The organism is Paenibacillus solanacearum (assembly GCF_910593845.1).
GTDB lineage: Bacteria > Bacillota > Bacilli > Paenibacillales > NBRC-103111 > Paenibacillus_G > Paenibacillus_G solanacearum.
Genome location: NZ_CAJVAS010000020.1, coordinates 59,001 through 74,909 on the forward strand (window position 1 = coordinate 59,001; position 15,909 = coordinate 74,909).

Genomic DNA, 15,909 nt, shown 5'->3' on the forward strand with positions numbered 1-15,909 from the left:
TTATTGTTGCACGCACACTGTCGCATGCGACTCGCACTCGATCTCTAGCACTCTGGCATGGTCCAAGCCGTTTGTTGCAATCGCCACCAGACGCAATCGGGAGAGCTTCTTCAAATCGACCTTGAAAGACAGCACGCGCTGGTAATTGTTCGTGACATGGGCAATTTCTCTCTCGCCACCGGCATCCGCAGCAATGAGTTTGAATTCCTTCAAAGTCTCCTCCTGGGCGCGCCCCCACTGCATGCGATCCTGAATCCAGTCCAGATGGCATAACGTTAAGCGGCGATGCAGCCCGGTGTCGAGCACGATCCGAATATCGGTTACGTCAACCGGCTCATCCCAATGAAGCTCCAGCCATGGCTGCGGATCGTCCGGACGGGACATCCAGCGGTGCGTACCGGCACGGGTCAGCTCGGGACGCACTCCCTTGGCGCCGTGCACGGAACGAGTATGGCCGTCTACTACATTGTTTGCTTCTCCTGCTTCCTGCTCAGAGGAAGCCGTCACTCGGGCTTTCCCGGCGATGTTCATCTCAAGCCGGTATCCCGGCAAGTAGACGCCCTGGCGCAACAACTGCTGCTGGGCTCGCTTGACGATACGCGCATCGTTCCAGGCCCGCTCCAACGGAATGCCTCGTTGGACGGCGATCGCCGCGAACGTACCCGCCCCTTCCCCCATGACCGCACACGTAGCCATTACTCTCGTGCTGGAAAAGGCGATATGCGTTGCGGACAGGTTGCGGCCGGCAAACATCAGGTTAGCGATGTTTTGACTGATCATCGACCGCAGCGGAATGGCGTACATGTACGGCGTATACGGCTGATGGCAAGGCGGGTCTTCCTTCGCGTCGATGCCCGCCGGCGGATGCGTATCCATCGACCAGCCGCCGTAAGCGATCGTATCCTCGAATGGAACCGCCTGCTGGATATCGTTCTGCGTCAATACATGCTGGCCGATGAATCTTCTCGACTCGCGTTTGCCAGGGATAAATCCGAACCAGTCGAGCGCCCAGTTGGCGGATTCCGGATGATTCCCGCTGTTCTTGATGTGATCCCATACGCCAAGCATGATCGCCAGCAGTTCGTCGCGGATCGTTTCGTTATCTTTGATCGTATCCATTAAGCCGCCGAATTCGACCCACCAGTACCCGTACTCCCATGTGCGGTGATCGCGGAATTTCAAATCTTCTTCCGTAAACTTGCGTGCCCACGGAGGCGGAGTAAAGGGCATGCGGCACCCCATATCCTTCGCTGTGAATAATAGCGACGAACCGAGCCGGTATGCATCCCGGTTCAGGTTCGCAGCCGATTCGCCGTACTCGTGCGACGCCTCGCGCCCTGTCGTAAATGCGGCGCCCGCTTCAAATCCCAACCGTCCATCTCCCGTGCAGTCAATGAAAAGATCCGCCTCGATTTCAAATTGCTCCTCCGTGCTCTCCCTGGACGCCTGTACGGAGCGGATTCGCGAACCATCCACCGCCGCTCCGACGATCGATGTGTTCAACATCAGCGTCAAATTCGGCTCGGCACGGCATTTTTCGTACAAGATCAGGTCCAGCATGCTGGCGCTCCGCTGCGGATTGCGAACCGAGCATTCCAGCATAATCTCCTCGATAATGCCGCTTTCTCTTCGTTCCGACTCGAGCGCCTTCCCTTTCACAGAAGCGCCCGATACGTTCATCCGAATTTCGGAAGAAGCGTTCCCTCCGAGCACGGGCCGATCCTGACATAACATAACGGCTGCTCCGTTTCGCGCTGCGGCGATCGCCGCCGACACTCCTGCAAGTCCCCCTCCGGCAATTAAAATTTGCGTGCGCAGCATGATTTTTTCTCGCTTCTCCATCGTTGCTTGACTCCTTTATTTACTGTGATATCTTTAATTACATCATAGTACCTCCCATAAACCGCCGTGAATTCAGATAATTACAACATCATATCCAAAATTTCAAATTAGCAAAGGAGTTCACCACAGCATGCCGGAGCAAATACCCGATCTGATTGCACACATCTTTTGGGAAAGAAAAGAGCAGTTTTTGCTGGACCGCGATATGTATATCAGCTGGGTATTGTTTGCTGTGGAGGAAGGGACGTTCGAATACCGGATCGGAGACGCGCAAGGGCAAGCCGGGTTCGGCGATATCGTGTTATGCCCTCCGTATACCGCATTTCACCGCAAGACGATATCAACGCTAAGCTTCCATGCGATCACGTTCGATTTTTCCGAACAATCGGCAGCGCGGACGCTGGACGACGAACTGCCCGAGCGCAAAATAACGTTCTCCGAAACCGCGCGGCTGTCCGAAAACTACCGGCATTTGCGGCTCGCCGACCAAATGCTCGACCTTCAAATGAGCAAACAAAAGCTAAAGCAGCATTATTTCGACGACATTTGGCTGATGATGAGAAGCCCGTTCCGTCCTTTTGCTGACGACGATTCGAATCCGGGGGCGGATGAGCTGATCCGCCGCGTTGCGATGTATTTGAAGGCGAACGCATCCCGTCCGCTCGAACTCAAGCAAATCGCTTTCACGTTCGGACTAACCCCGGTGCAGCTGATCCGAAGATTCAAAACGGCCTATCGGATGAATCCGCTGCAGTTCATTACCTCGATCCGCTTGAAAAGCGCTTGTTCACTGCTGCTTGAAACCGACTGGAAGCTCGATGCGATCGCCGGCGAATGCGGCTACGAGAACGGCTATTATTTGAGCCGGGTATTCAGCAAGCATATGGGGATCAGCCCTTCCTCATTTCGCAAACAGAACCGGCTCTGATATGGGGGAGTGCGAGTTCATTATGCATGTATTCGATCTATGCCCGCACGCTCTCCGCACGCCTCTCTCAGCAAAAGCTTCACGGCAAGTTGTCGCCGCCATTTGGCGGCATCCTTGACATGACTGCGATGCTGCATATAAACTGAACATTGCAACACTTCAAAAATAATCGAAAAGGCGGGAAACACATGTTCTTTTTATCGACTGTTCTCATTCGGAAATTGGCTTAAACGGGAGAAGTCTGCCCATTTTTAACGGTAAGCCAACCGAAGAACAGAAGATAAAGAACTCTTTTCCCACGCTTGCGACGATACATGGTCATGGGTAAGGCGAGTTCGCCTTGCCTATTTTTCATGAAGCGACAGGAACTCCATAATCGAATATGAGCTTTATTGGCTGTTCCTCCGGTTGGCTTCCATCCGAAAGCTAAAGGAGCGAGCAAAAAATGAGTATCGTTAACGTAGAGCAAATAACCCATACGTATGGGGATAAGCCTATTTTCAGGAACATCAGCTTTCGTCTGCTGCGCGGAGAACATGCGGGGCTCGTCGGGAGCAACGGAGCCGGCAAATCGACGCTGCTTCGCATCTTGTCGGGAGAGCTGATCCCCGATGCCGGAACCGTCGACTGGCTTCCGCAGGTCAAGATCGGCGTTTTGCAGCAGCATATCGATTTGAAGGCCGGAATGACGGTGATGCAAGTATTGCAAGGCGCCTTCGCGCACTTGTACCAGACGGAGCGGCGCCTGCTGCTTCTGGCCGAGGCCATGTCCGCTGCGGGCGCTAAAGATCAGGAGCGCTTATTGGATCAATACGGAGAGATGCAAAGCCGGCTGGAGCATGCGGGGTTTTATCAGCTGGACGCGAAGATCGAAGAAGTGGCTGCGGGACTCGGCATTTTACAGTTGGGCCGCGACCGGGACGTCAGCCGGCTCAGCGGAGGTCAGCGCACGAAGCTGCTGCTCGGCAAGCTGCTGCTTGAAGAACCGGATGCCCTGCTGCTCGACGAACCGACCAACTATTTGGACGACACGCATATCGAATGGCTGACCGGTTATTTGAAGCGATATGAGCAGGCGTATCTGGTCGTCTCACACGACGAAGCGTTTCTGAACGAAGTGACGTCTACGACGTTTCACCTGGAGCATCAAACGATCAAACGGTATGCCGGCAACTACGCGGCGTTTCGCAGCGGCTATGAACAGAGCCGACAGCAGCTCCAGACCGCCTATGACCGGCAGCAAAAGGAAATGGACCGATTGGAACTGTTCATTCAAAAAAACCGGGTTCGCAAAGCGAAGCAGGCGAAAAGCCGCGAAAAGATGCTTGAGCGAATCGAACGGATCGAGAAGCCGGCAGCTTCGCCGCCGCCGCGGTTTGCATTCCCGTTCCAAGCCGGGTCGTCCACCCGGGTAGCGGAAGTGAAGCAGCTATGGGTCGGTTACGACGCGCCACTGTTCGGTCCGGTCGATCTGCACATCAACCGCGGCGATAAAATCGCGATCGTCGGCTCCAACGGCATCGGCAAATCGACGATGCTGAAGACGCTGCTCGGCCGCATGAAGCCTGCGAGCGGCACCGTAAGGCTCGGCGAGCATGTCTTGACGGCATATTACGCCCAGGAACGGGTGACTTCGGACGAAACGCCGCTGGAGAAATTGACGTCCTTTCGTCCCGATCTGACGAACAAGGAAATTCGCCAAAAGCTGGCGTTCGCCGGGCTGAATGATAAGCATATTCGGCAGCCGCTCAACGCATTGAGCGGCGGCGAGCAGGCAAAAGTCCGCCTGTGCGAGCTGATGCTGACATCCAGCAATGTGCTTGTATTGGACGAACCGACGAACCATTTGGACACTCGCGCCAAAGAAGCGCTCAAGGAGGCGCTGAAACAATACCCGGGAACGATTCTGCTCGTCTCGCACGAGCCGGCTTTTTACGAGGATTGGGTAACCCGTCTGTGGCAGGTCGAGGAGTGGTACGGCAAATAAAAAGAATAGTGACGTAACCTAATGCAGGCTGCCGGAATCGGCAGCCTGCTGCGCTTATACCGGCCGGCTCAAGGTCCTACAGTAACGAGCGGCGCAATTTTCTCCAGCATTTTGTCGCCGATGCCTTTGACCTCCAGCAGCTGATTCACCGAAGTGAACTTGCCGCCGAGCTTCTGCCTTACGGCGATAATCGCCTGGGCCCGGCTTGGGCCAATGCCCGGCAGCTCATCGAGCTGTTCGGCGGTCGCCGTATTCAGGTTGATTTTCCCCGGCTGAGCCGGTGCTTTCGCCTCTGCCGGAGGCGGCTGCTTCGGGTCCGGGGCTGCTGCCGTCTCCGCTGGCTGCGCCTGACCGGCACCTGCTTGCGCGCCGTCTGCAGCCTGCACAGCGGACGCGCTCGATCCCGCGGCCCCGCTCGCCGCGGCAGGCATCGCCGTCGCGCTTCCAGCCTGTGCCTCCTTCGTCTTCGCCTTCTCCGAGGAACCCGCCGTCGTCCCAGATGCCGGCTCCTTCGTATTGCCGCTTGCTTTCGCGCCGGTTTGCCGCTCATCTGCTTGCTTTTGCAGCAGTACGCGCATTTCCTCATCGGCGCTTTTGAAGCCGAGTGACGCTTCGTCCGGCGTCCACGGCCGCCACAGCAGCACGCAGCAGATCAAGCCGAACGCCACATATACGGCGGCATTCATCAGTCCTTTGCTCATCTGGAGCCTCCTGTATCCGGATCGATTTGGGAATATTTATGCATATCTTTGAGCTGCGCTCATATAATTGAAAAAGCTGCGATCTATTCAGGGGGGATGGTTATGCGTGTAGGAATCATTGGAACAGGCAGCATGGGCAGTGTGCTCATCGAAGCGTTCATCCGCTCCGGCGCGATTAACCCGGAGCAAATGCTGGTGACCAATCGCACGATCGGCAAAGCCGAGCTTCTGGCGGATAGCTATCCGGGCCTTCAGGTCGCCCGATCCAATAAGGAAGTCGCCTCCCTTACCGAGCTGCTGTTCATTTGCGTCAAGCCCCAGGAATTCAAACCGGTCATTGAAGAAATTCAGGCGCACCTCTCGCCTTCCCAGCTGCTCGTCTCGATCACGAGTCCGGTGCTGTTAAGACATCTGGAAGATCATCTTCCTTGTAAAATCGCCAAAGTGATTCCCAGCATCACGAACTATGTGCTGAGCGGTGTGACGCTATGTATTTACAGCGATCGGTGCACGCCGGAAGACAAGGAACTGCTTGAAAATGTATTGTCTCACATCAGCAGCCCGATTCGGGTATCCGAGCAATACACCCGGATCTCCTCGGACTTGTCGAGCTGCGGACCGGCGTTTCTCGCCTACTTTGTGCAGAAGTTCGTGGAAGCCGCCGTCGAGGAAACGGGCATCGCCGAGGAAGAAGCGACCGTGCTGGCCAGCGAAATGCTGCTGGGCACCGGCAAGCTGCTGACGACCGGAGGCTTCTCGCCCGCCTCGCTGCAAAAACGGGTCGCCGTACCGGGCGGCATTACAGCCGAAGGACTCCGACTAATGGAAAAAGAGCTGCACGGGGTCTTTCACGACCTGATCCGCGCAACTCATGCGAAGTACAATGAAGATGTGGAAAAAGTGGAAAGCCGGTTATACGGAACGAAGGTCGATTAACGCGATGCTTTCACGTTTTCCTCTATGAACCGCACAGCGCCGTGGCAGCTGTGCGGTTATTTATATGGGTTATCCTACGACAATGTTGACCAGCTTGCCTTTGACCGTAATGACTTTGCGCACCGTTTTGCCGGCAATCGCATCCTTCACCTTGCCCAGCCCCATCGCAAGCTCCTGCATCGTCGCTTCATCCGCGTCCGCGGCAATGCTGATACGCTCGGCGATTTTGCCATTTACCTGCACGACGATCTCCACTTCGTTGTCTACCGTCCACGCTTCGTCGAATGCCGGCCACTCTACATACGTCACGGAATCGGTATGTCCGAGCTTCTCCCACAGCTCTTCCGCCAAATGCGGAGCAAGCGGGGACAGCATTTGCACGAAGTTTTCCATCGCCGCCTTCGGCAGGCGGTCGGTTTTGTACGCTTCGTTAACGAAAATCATCAGCTGGCTGATCGCCGTATTGAAGCGCAGCGCATCGTAATCTTCCGTTACTTTCTTGATCGAGCGGTGCCAAATGCGCTTGAACGCCTCGCTGCCGAGCGTCTCGTCGCTGCTGATTTTCGCGCTGAGCTCTCCGTCTTCCTGCACGAACAACCGCCATACGCGGTTCAGGAAACGGTATGTTCCTTCTACCCCGTTCGTATTCCAAGGCTTCGTCGCTTCCAGCGGCCCCATGAACATTTCGTACATCCGCAGCGTGTCGGCGCCGAACACGTTGACGATTTCGTCCGGGTTGATAACGTTGCCGCGCGATTTGCTCATTTTCTCCATGTTCTCGCCGAGAATCATGCCTTGGTTCACCAGCTTGTGGAACGGCTCCTTCGTATCGACGACGCCGATATCGTACAATACTTTATGCCAGAAGCGCGCATACAGCAAGTGAAGCACCGCGTGCTCCGCACCGCCGATGTACAGGTCGACCGGCAGCCATTTGCGCTGCAGCTCCTTGGAGCACAGCTCGTTATCGTTCTTCGGATCGATGAAGCGCAAGTAATACCAGCAGCTGCCGGCCCATTGCGGCATCGTATTCGTCTCGCGGCGCGCCTTCATGCCGGTTTCCGGATCGACCGTGTTCACCCAATCCGTTACGTTCGCCAGCGGCGACTCCCCGGTACCCGACGGCTGGATCGCGTCCACATCAGGCAAGAGCAGCGGAAGCTGGTCTTCCGGAACGGTCTTCATCGTGCCATCCTCGAGATGAAGGATCGGAATCGGCTCGCCCCAGTAGCGCTGGCGGCTGAACAGCCAATCGCGCAGCCGGTACGTCACTTTTCCTTGCCCTTTGCCGTTCTGCTCCAGCCATTCGATCATTGTGCCGATCGCCTGCGCCGTGTTCAACCCGTTCAGGAAGCCGGAGTTGACATGCTCGCCGTCGCCGGCGTACGCTTCCTGGCTCAAGTCGCCGCCCTGCACCACTTCAATGATCGCAATGTCGTACTGCTTGGCGAACTCCCAGTCGCGCTGGTCGTGACCAGGAACCGCCATGATCGCGCCTGTACCGTAGCCGGCCAGCACGTAGTCGGCGATCCAGATCGGCGTCTTCGCGCCGTTCACCGGATTGATCGCGTAAGCGCCGGTAAATACGCCCGTCTTCTCCTTCGCCAGATCGGTCCGCTCGAGATCGCTCTTGCGCGCCGCGCGATCCTGGTACGCTTGAACCTCAGCCGATTGCTCCGGCGTCGTAATGCGCTTCACCAGCTCATGCTCCGGCGCCAGCACGCAGTACGTCGCGCCGAACAGCGTGTCGGGACGCGTCGTAAATACGATCAGACTCTCACCGTCATGCCCCTCGATGGCGAACGTCACTTCCGCGCCTTTGGATTTGCCGATCCAGTTGCGCTGCATATCCTTGATGCTTTCCGACCAGTCCAGCTCCTCCAAATCCTCGAGCAGCCGTTCCGCGTATTCGGTAATTTTCAAAATCCATTGGCGCATCGGTTTGCGGATGACCGGATGGCCGCCGCGCTCGCTCTTGCCGTCGATGACTTCCTCGTTGGCCAGCACCGTACCCAATGCCGGACACCAGTTGACCGGAACTTCGTCGACATAAGCGAGCCCTTTGTTATACAGCTGGATGAATATCCATTGCGTCCATTTATAGTAGTCCGGGTCCGTCGTGCTGACTTCGCGGTCCCAGTCGTACGAGAATCCGAGCGACTTGATCTGTCGGCGGAAGTTATTGATGTTTTTCACCGTAATGTCCCGCGGATGCTGGCCCGTATCGAGCGCATGCTGCTCCGCCGGCAGGCCGAACGCGTCCCAGCCCATCGGATGAAGCACGTTGTAGCCCCGCATTCTTTTGTAACGGGACACGATGTCCGTCGCCGTGTAGCCTTCCGGATGGCCGACATGAAGCCCGGCGCCCGAAGGATACGGGAACATATCCAGCGCGTAAAATTTCGGTTTACTCTCGTCGTCAAGCACCTTGAACGTCTTCCGTTCATCCCAAAACTTTTGCCATTTCGGCTCGATTGCAAGCGGGTTATACCCTTGTTGGTCTCTGTTCTCTTGCGCCATGTCCAACTGCCTCCTTCAATTCGTAAACAAAAAAAGCCCCTCGCCGCTAGCTTACGCTAGGGACGAGAAGCTTTGACTTTCCCGTGGTACCACCCTAGTTGACGACAGGCATGCTTTGCCTGCGTCCACTCGAACCTCTTAACGCGAGGTCACGATCCGGCTGGGATATGGCAATCCGTCACCTTCTGGCTCCTGGACGAGTTCGCTTGCGCCAATTACCGGCTTCCACCTATGCACCGGTTCTCTGAGAATTGGGCGTAAAAGCTACTACTTCCTGTCACAGCCTTGTAAATGTATCCAACTTTACACATCATTATATGAAAAAGCATTCCCCGCTGTCAAGTCCGTACCGATCGCTTTGTACCGATCGCTTCCCGGGTTCGGCAGACGACGATATGCGGTGACAAGATACGCAGTCTTGGATTAGCCTCGCCTCTCCGGTTTATGAATTGTCCCTTTTGGCCATACTGATGCTGCGGCTGATCCGACGCAGAAGTCAGCACGCACAACCAAGGGGGTCGGTTTCCATGAAAGGCTTAATCAACGGGATCGCGCTCTCGCTTCCGTTATGGGGCATGATCTTATGCCTGATCCAGCTGCTGCTGCGGATTCGCTAAAGGATCGACGGTCCTCTACTTCAACGCGACAAAAAACGCGCGTTCCGTGTCTTCCGACGGCTTTTTCCAATAAAAATCAGCATAGCAAGATACGTCGCGGAAGCCTGCCCGCCGCAGCATTTCTTCCACCCGATCGATCGGGTACGCCCGCTGTACGTGGGTTTCTTCCACCCGTTGAAAGCGATCCGTCAACGCATCGTCCGATCCGCTCTCACGATCTCCTTCACGGCAAAAGATCGTCAGCGCATGCTCGATCTCGCACCGGGATGAATCGAAATCACTCGTCCAAATATAGGCGATATCCTCCTCGTTCAAGAAAAACGGCTGCGATTCCGCATAATTGTGAAGCTGCTGAGGCGTATGCATGTCGAACAAAAAAACGCCGCCCGCGGCCAGCCCTTCAAACGTCCGCTCAAACGCTTGCGCTAGATCTTCTTCTTCCAGCAAATAGTTAAAGCAATCGCAAAAGGAGACGACTGCATCGACCGGACGACCGATGCTCCATTCCCGCATATCCTGCTGCAGCCACTGTACGCTTCCCCCGCCTGCGAAAGGCGTCTTGCGCTGTTCGTCCGCCGCCTTCTGATCGGCAATGGCCAACATATCCTCTGACAAATCGATCCCGATCACTTCAAAGCCTTGCCTAGCCAGCGGAATCGCCGTGCTGCCCGTGCCGCAGCCCAAGTCAACGACGGTTCTCGGCAATCCGTACTTATCCCAGCATTGTCGGGCAAACCGAATCCATTCGTCGTACGGCATGTCTTCCATGAGCCGGTCGTACAAATACGAAAACTGCTGATATGCCATCGATTCGTTCTCCTTTAATCAAAATGAAGGCCGGGTCCGAATCGGTTTCATTCGGCAACCGGCTGAGCAGTTTCACGCTTTATTGACTTACATCTATCCGCTCATCTTGATGACGACACAATTCATTCATGCGAGCATGAATGTTTGCTGGTCGGAGCTTGCGAGCCATGCTCTCTTCACGGTATCAGTTCTTCTCCGAATCGGTGCTTTCCGTATTGTTCAAGTACGTCCAGCTGCCTTCCTGGTGTACGACGCCTTCTCTCATCAGCTTGCCGATCGCGCGCTTGAACGCCGACTTGCTCATGCCGAACCGCTGGACGATCAGCTCGGGCGGCGTCTCGTCGGAATACGGCATCGCACCATTCGGCCGCTCCCGCATGAATGCGAGCAGCTTCTCGGAATCCTCGTCACGGCTGACTTCTTTCCGTTCGCGCATCGACAAGTTCACGTTGCCGTCCTCGCGGACAAAAATAACGCGCGCTTCCACCCGTTCGCCGAGACGAAGCAGTCGGGTGCGCTCGGTCGAATGAATCATGCCGATCGCTCCGAAGCCGAGCACGCCGCCATCACAGACGACGAACGTTCCCAACTGCAGCGGCTTGTACACCCGCGCCTCGACCCGGAGGTTTTTCCAGCTGGACGGCGCTTGAAAGCATAAAGGCTTCAGCTCTTCTTCTCCCGCCAGCCTGGCGACCAGCCTGCCCTGGCGGTCGTGAGCGAGCACGACGAATACTTTGTCCCCTACGACGGGACGCAGCTCCTTCAGCTCGGGCAGCTCGCGAAACGGCAGCAGCAAATGCCGTCCCAACCCCATCTCGAGAAAACAGCCGAAGCGCGGATGAATGTCCATCACTTCCAGCAGCGCAACCTGTCCCAGCGTAACGAGCGGCTTGCGCATCGTCGCGGCCAGCCGGTCTTCCGTATCGTAGAACAGAAACACTTCCACGTCATCGCCCGGTTTGATTTTGTCCGTCGTTTCGCTGTAATGAAGCAGCACGTCGACCAGGCCATCCGTCAAAAAATAACCGAACGGCGATACTTCCCTTGCGACTTTCAATTTCGTAAACGTACCGGCTTCCAGCTTCATACCCGTTCGACCACTTTCGCGTCGGACCACAGACGCTCGATATTGTAATATTCCCGGTCATCCCGATGGAACACATGAGCCACGACATCGCCCATGTCGACTAGGACCCAGCGGGCCGTATCCATCCCTTCCATGCCTCGAATGCGCGCCCCGTTCTCCTCCGCCCGTTTGCGGATTTCCGTAGCGATGGCCTGTACCTGCGTTTCGGAATTGCCGTGACAGATGATGAAATAATCGGATATCAGCGAAATTCCTTGAAGATTCAGCGCGATCAGGTTCATTGCTTTTTTGTCTTCGGCCGCATCGACGACGATGGACATGAGATCATCCGGTTGAATGGTCATTAGGTTTCCTCCCAAATCGTAATTACTTTGCTTCTCCCCGCTCCAGCTCTTCCAGCAGCCCATTGCGGGCTTCGAGCGTGAGCGGATATATTTTTCTGCCTTTATCCAGCAAAAAACGAATCGTACCGTCAAACCCGGCGAGCAACGCTCTCTCTAAATTATGTTCGGCGGTTTCGCGAATATTATTCACACCGGGGAAATCGCGTCCCGGCTCCATATAATCGGCCAGGCATACGACTTTGTCCAGCAGCGTCATGCCGCGGCGGCCTGACGTATGATAGCGAATCGCATCAAGCACTTCTTCGTCGATCACGCCGTAACGGCTCGAGGCAATCCATGCCCCCGCGTGCGCATGCCATAATTCCTTATCGTAATCAAGCAAATCCGCCGGAAGCCCGTTCTCCCGTATGATTTGCGCCTGTTCGTCCACGCGCCAATATTTGCACACATCATGCAGGATGGCGGCCAGCTCCGCCTTCACCGGATCGGCTCCGAAGCGTTCCGCGAGAATAACCGACGTTTCCATCACACCTACGGTATGCGTCCAGCGCTGCGGCGGCATTTGCGACCGCACCGACTCGATCAGCTGTTCACGATTCATATAACCGGTTCACCTCGATATAATCGTTTACCCGATCCGGCACCATGTAACGCACCGGCTGTCCCGCTGCGCGGCGCTCCCGGATCCGGGTGGAGGACAATTCGATTTGCGGCATCTCCACCAGCAAGAGCGATTCGCGGATCGCCGGCGGAAGCTCGGCCAATCCGCTATCGAAGCCCGGACGCTCCAAACCGACGAAGGTGACCAGCTTGATCAGCTCGTCGATCTTATACCATTTGGGCAAATACCGAACCATGTCAGCCCCGATAATATAATAAAAATGATGGCCGGGATATTGCTGCCGAAGCAAGGTGACGGTGTCGATGCTGTACGAGACACCGCCTCGGCGAAGCTCGATGTTGGTCGTTCGAAACTTCGGATGATGCTCCACGGCGAGATTCGCCATCTCCCACCGCTGCTGCGCCGTAGCCCCCGGCGCCGCCTCTTTATGAGGCGGCACGTTGACCGGCATGAACCAGATCTCGTCCAGCTCCGCTTGTTCGCACACGCTTTGCGCCGCCAGCAAATGACCGATATGTATCGGATCAAAGGTGCCTCCCATCAGGCCGACCTTCATCCTGCTTCACCTCTTTTTAGACCGGCAGCTCGATCGTTTTATGATCCTTGGATTCCTTATACAGCACAATCGTCTTGCCGATGATTTGCACGAGCTCCGCGTCTGCCCCGTCTGCGAGCTGCTGCGCTACTTCGTTGCGGTCGTCCATGTTGTTATTCAATATCGAGACTTTCATCAGCTCTCTTACCTCGATCGCCTCTTTAATATGTCGAATCAGATGATCGTTTACCCCACCCTTACCGACCTGAAAAATCGGGTTCAAATGATGGGCCATTGAGCGCAAGTATCTTTTTTGTTTACCTGTCAGCATGCTAAGCGTTTACCTCTATTCATTTAATTTGTTCTTGAAGCGAAACAGAACCGTCTTAAGAAGACGATTCCGCAAAAGATTGTACGACGGCTTCGCGCATCGCTTCGATCGGAGCGGGCTGCCCCGTCCAGTACTCGAACGCGTAAGCGCCTTGATAAATAAACATCCCCAGCCCGCTGTGGATCGTGGCGCCGCGAAGGTCGCGCGCTTCGCGCAAAAAGCGGGTCAACGGCGGAGTATACACCAGATCGCTGACAACGGTGCCGGCGCGGATCAGCGACGTATCCATCGGCACCTCGTCCACGTTCGGGTACATGCCAACGGACTTGTTGTTCACGATCAGCACCGCTTCATCGCATACCCGGTCGACCTCGTCCATTCCGATGGCCGATAAGCTGCAGAAGGAGGACATCGACTTAGCCAGCTCTTCCGCCTTCTCGCGGGTGCGGTTCTCGATGTACATATGCTCGATGCCTTCCTTGGCCAGTGCGTAACCAACGCCTCGGGCTGCCCCGCCGGCGCCGATCATGAGCACCTTCCGGCCTTTCAATTCGACGCCCGTCTCTTCCTTCAACGAACGGACGTAACCGATGCCGTCCGTATTATAGCCGATCAACCGTCCGTTGTCGTTGACGATCGTATTGACGGCGCCGATGACGCGCGCGCCCTCGTCGATTTCATCCAGGTAGGACATCACTTCAATTTTATGCGGGATCGTCACGTTCACCCCGCGAAATTGCAGCGCCCGAATACCGGCGACCGCATCCTTCAGCGTGCCCGGCAAAATATGAAACGCCGCATAAGCCGCGTTCAGTCCGGCGAACTCAAAGGCCCGATTCAGCATAATCGGCGACTTGGAGTGACGTACCGGATCACCGAATACGCCGTAAAGAATCGTATGACTGTCCAGCTTGTGCTTCCCCATGGCTCTCTTCCTCTCCCGTTCCTCCGTTAAGGAGCGAATGTCCCGCAACGGCGCCTGCCCAGCGTTAAATGAGCGACTCGCGCACAGCGACCTTGACACCTTTGGGCGCATGAATGGCCAGCTCCGCTCCAGCTTGGCTGTTCACTTTAATCCAGCCGAGCCCGGAAATCGAAACGTCCACATCGCTGCCTTTTGGAATGCGTATCGCATGCTTCGTCAGTTTGGGCAATTCGTCCAGATCCGCTTTCACCGGAGGCGACAGCAGCTCACCCTTATGCTCGTCGTACAGCGCATCCGCGCGCTCCAGCTTCGTGCGGTGAGCCGTTACGGCATTGGATACGTAGAACGTGAACGACTGCCGTTCTCCCTGAATGAAATCGAAACGTGCCAGGCTGCCGAAGAAAATCGTCTGCTTCTCGTTGAGCTGAAATACGACCGGCTTGATCGGGCCCGCCGGCATCAGCTTCATCAAGTCTTTCTTGTTCACCAGCTCGGTAAGCCGGTGCTTGTAGACGATACCGGGCGTATCGATAATCGACGAGCCGTCGTCCAACGGAATACGCACCAGATCGAGCGTCGTTCCCGGGTATTGCGACGTCGTCAGCTCGGCGTCCAGGTCGCTGTAATCACGGATAAGCCGGTTGATCAGCGTCGATTTGCCGACGTTGGTTGCGCCTACCACATAAATATCGCGTCCGTGCCGATGCTGGTCGAGCACCTCGATGACGCGCTCGAAGCCCATATTTTTTTTGGCCGAGCAGAGAACGACCTCTACGACCTTCAGCCCCGCTTCCTTGGCCTGGCGCTGCACCCAATTCACGATCCGGTTGTAATTGGTCACTTTCGGCAGCAGATCGATTTTGTTGACGACAAGCACGATCGGGTTATTACCTACAAAGCGCGGCAAGCCCGAAATCATGCTGCCTTCAAAGTCGAACAGATCGACGATGTTCACGACAAGCGATTGGGTGCTGCCGACATGCGTCAGCAGTTTCAAGAAATCATCTTGATTGAGCGTAATGCCCGAAGCCTCGTTATAATTTTTGATGCGGAAGCAGCGCTGGCATATGATCGGCTCCCGTGACATCGCCTTTTCCGGCGTATAGCCGAGAAGCGATGCGTCCTCGTGCTGCAGCAGCACGCCGCAGCCGGCGCAGCGGATATCCGCGGCCGTCGTATCTTTCCTGTCTGACATACATTCCCTACCTTTTCATCATAATCCGGACGGCTTTCTCCAGCCTTCGGTTTACCTTCGTAAAGAAACCTTCGTCTGCCGGAGAAATCGGCTGCACCAATATCGTGTATAATCCCATCCGATTGCCTCCGAGCACGTCGGTCAGCATCTGGTCTCCAATGACAACCGTCTGCCCCGCTTCCAAATTCATGATGTGCAGCGCCCTGCGAAAAGATGCATTGGTCGGTTTTTTCGCTCTATAAATGAAAGGCAGGGACAGCGGCTCGGCGAATTGGGTGACGCGCTCGCGTTGGTTATTGGAAACGATGACGATCTGAAAGCCGATTTGCCCGACGACCTTGAGCCAATCGATCAGCTCCGGCGTGGCAAGCGGCGCCTTCGCCCCAACCAGCGTGTTATCCAAATCCGTAATAATGCCACGGTATCCCTGCTTGAACAATGCGTGCAGATCAATTTCGTAAATCGAGTTCACCTGTTGTTGCGGAATGAGCTTTTTCAGCAAAACGTTCACCTCGTGAATTTGGACGGACCT

15 protein-coding genes, 1 pseudogene and 1 other annotated feature are annotated in these 15,909 nt (G+C 55.8%); of the genes and pseudogenes, 4 read left to right on the forward strand and 12 right to left on the reverse strand.

Annotated elements, in window-relative coordinates:
- Positions 1–1,842 carry an FAD-dependent oxidoreductase gene (locus KXG62_RS20100; protein ID WP_218093797.1) on the reverse strand — a complete coding sequence of 614 codons (1,842 nt, stop codon included), beginning with the start codon at positions 1,840–1,842 and terminating at the stop codon, positions 1–3.
- Between the two features lie 130 nt (positions 1,843–1,972).
- Between KXG62_RS20100 and KXG62_RS20105 the strand changes: the two genes are divergently transcribed.
- The 3 genes and pseudogenes from KXG62_RS20105 to KXG62_RS34690 all read left to right on the forward strand — a co-directional run bounded on the left by KXG62_RS20105 (position 1,973) and on the right by KXG62_RS34690 (position 4,757).
- Complete coding sequence (locus tag KXG62_RS20105) at positions 1,973–2,770, forward strand: helix-turn-helix domain-containing protein (RefSeq protein ID WP_218093798.1); 798 nt, start codon at positions 1,973–1,975, stop codon at positions 2,768–2,770.
- Between the two features lie 445 nt (positions 2,771–3,215).
- Positions 3,216–3,776, forward strand: a pseudogene (locus KXG62_RS34685) (ATP-binding cassette domain-containing protein); the annotation flags it as partial.
- A gap of 111 nt (positions 3,777–3,887) precedes the next feature.
- Positions 3,888–4,757 (forward strand): ATP-binding cassette domain-containing protein, encoded by an 870-nt coding sequence (locus KXG62_RS34690; protein WP_425517364.1) that lies wholly within the window; start codon positions 3,888–3,890, stop codon positions 4,755–4,757.
- 68 nt (positions 4,758–4,825) lie between these two features.
- Here the strand turns inward: KXG62_RS34690 and KXG62_RS20115 are convergent, their stop codons facing one another.
- Positions 4,826–5,458, reverse strand: a complete 633-nt coding sequence (locus KXG62_RS20115) for a ComEA family DNA-binding protein (RefSeq protein WP_218093800.1) — start codon at positions 5,456–5,458, stop codon at positions 4,826–4,828.
- Positions 5,459–5,560: 102 nt separating this feature from the next.
- Here KXG62_RS20115 and comER point away from each other — a divergent pair, with 102 nt between their 5' ends.
- On the forward strand, positions 5,561–6,394 hold the full coding sequence (gene comER / locus KXG62_RS20120; RefSeq protein ID WP_218093801.1) for a late competence protein ComER: 834 nt from the start codon (positions 5,561–5,563) through the stop codon (positions 6,392–6,394).
- A 69-nt stretch (positions 6,395–6,463) separates the two neighbouring features.
- Here comER and leuS read toward each other — a convergent pair whose 3' ends face one another.
- The 10 genes from leuS to KXG62_RS20170 all read right to left on the reverse strand — a co-directional run bounded on the left by leuS (position 6,464) and on the right by KXG62_RS20170 (position 15,879).
- On the reverse strand, positions 6,464–8,914 hold the full coding sequence (leuS, locus tag KXG62_RS20125; RefSeq protein ID WP_218093802.1) for a leucine--tRNA ligase: 2,451 nt from the start codon (positions 8,912–8,914) through the stop codon (positions 6,464–6,466).
- 55 nt (positions 8,915–8,969) lie between these two features.
- Positions 8,970–9,204 (reverse strand) — a binding site (T-box leader).
- 342 nt (positions 9,205–9,546) lie between these two features.
- The gene (locus tag KXG62_RS20130; protein ID WP_218093803.1) at positions 9,547–10,338 is read right to left on the reverse strand and encodes a class I SAM-dependent DNA methyltransferase; all 792 of its coding nucleotides are present in this window, start codon (positions 10,336–10,338) and stop codon (positions 9,547–9,549) included.
- Positions 10,339–10,522: 184 nt separating this feature from the next.
- Positions 10,523–11,425 (reverse strand): CvfB family protein, encoded by a 903-nt coding sequence (locus KXG62_RS20135; protein ID WP_218093804.1) that lies wholly within the window; start codon positions 11,423–11,425, stop codon positions 10,523–10,525.
- On the reverse strand, positions 11,422–11,769 hold the full coding sequence (rsfS, locus tag KXG62_RS20140) for a ribosome silencing factor (RefSeq protein WP_218093805.1): 348 nt from the start codon (positions 11,767–11,769) through the stop codon (positions 11,422–11,424). The genes KXG62_RS20135 and rsfS overlap by 4 nt, the downstream gene beginning before the upstream one ends.
- Before the next feature lie 22 nt (positions 11,770–11,791).
- A complete protein-coding gene (yqeK, locus tag KXG62_RS20145; RefSeq protein ID WP_218093806.1) occupies positions 11,792–12,370 on the reverse strand; it encodes a bis(5'-nucleosyl)-tetraphosphatase (symmetrical) YqeK in 579 nt (192 codons plus the stop codon).
- On the reverse strand, positions 12,360–12,947 hold the full coding sequence (locus KXG62_RS20150; protein ID WP_218093807.1) for a nicotinate-nucleotide adenylyltransferase: 588 nt from the start codon (positions 12,945–12,947) through the stop codon (positions 12,360–12,362). The genes yqeK and KXG62_RS20150 overlap by 11 nt, the downstream gene beginning before the upstream one ends.
- 16 nt (positions 12,948–12,963) lie before the next feature.
- Positions 12,964–13,257 carry a ribosome assembly RNA-binding protein YhbY gene (gene yhbY / locus KXG62_RS20155; RefSeq protein WP_218093808.1) on the reverse strand — a complete coding sequence of 98 codons (294 nt, stop codon included), beginning with the start codon at positions 13,255–13,257 and terminating at the stop codon, positions 12,964–12,966.
- Between the two features lie 55 nt (positions 13,258–13,312).
- A complete protein-coding gene (gene aroE, locus KXG62_RS20160) occupies positions 13,313–14,182 on the reverse strand; it encodes a shikimate dehydrogenase (RefSeq protein WP_218093809.1) in 870 nt (289 codons plus the stop codon).
- A gap of 64 nt (positions 14,183–14,246) precedes the next feature.
- Positions 14,247–15,377, reverse strand: coding sequence for a ribosome biogenesis GTPase YqeH (yqeH, locus tag KXG62_RS20165; protein WP_218093810.1), 1,131 nt, complete (start codon positions 15,375–15,377; stop codon positions 14,247–14,249).
- Positions 15,378–15,384: 7 nt separating this feature from the next.
- Positions 15,385–15,879 (reverse strand): YqeG family HAD IIIA-type phosphatase, encoded by a 495-nt coding sequence (locus KXG62_RS20170; RefSeq protein ID WP_218093811.1) that lies wholly within the window; start codon positions 15,877–15,879, stop codon positions 15,385–15,387.
- Positions 15,880–15,909: the final 30 nt, after the last annotated feature.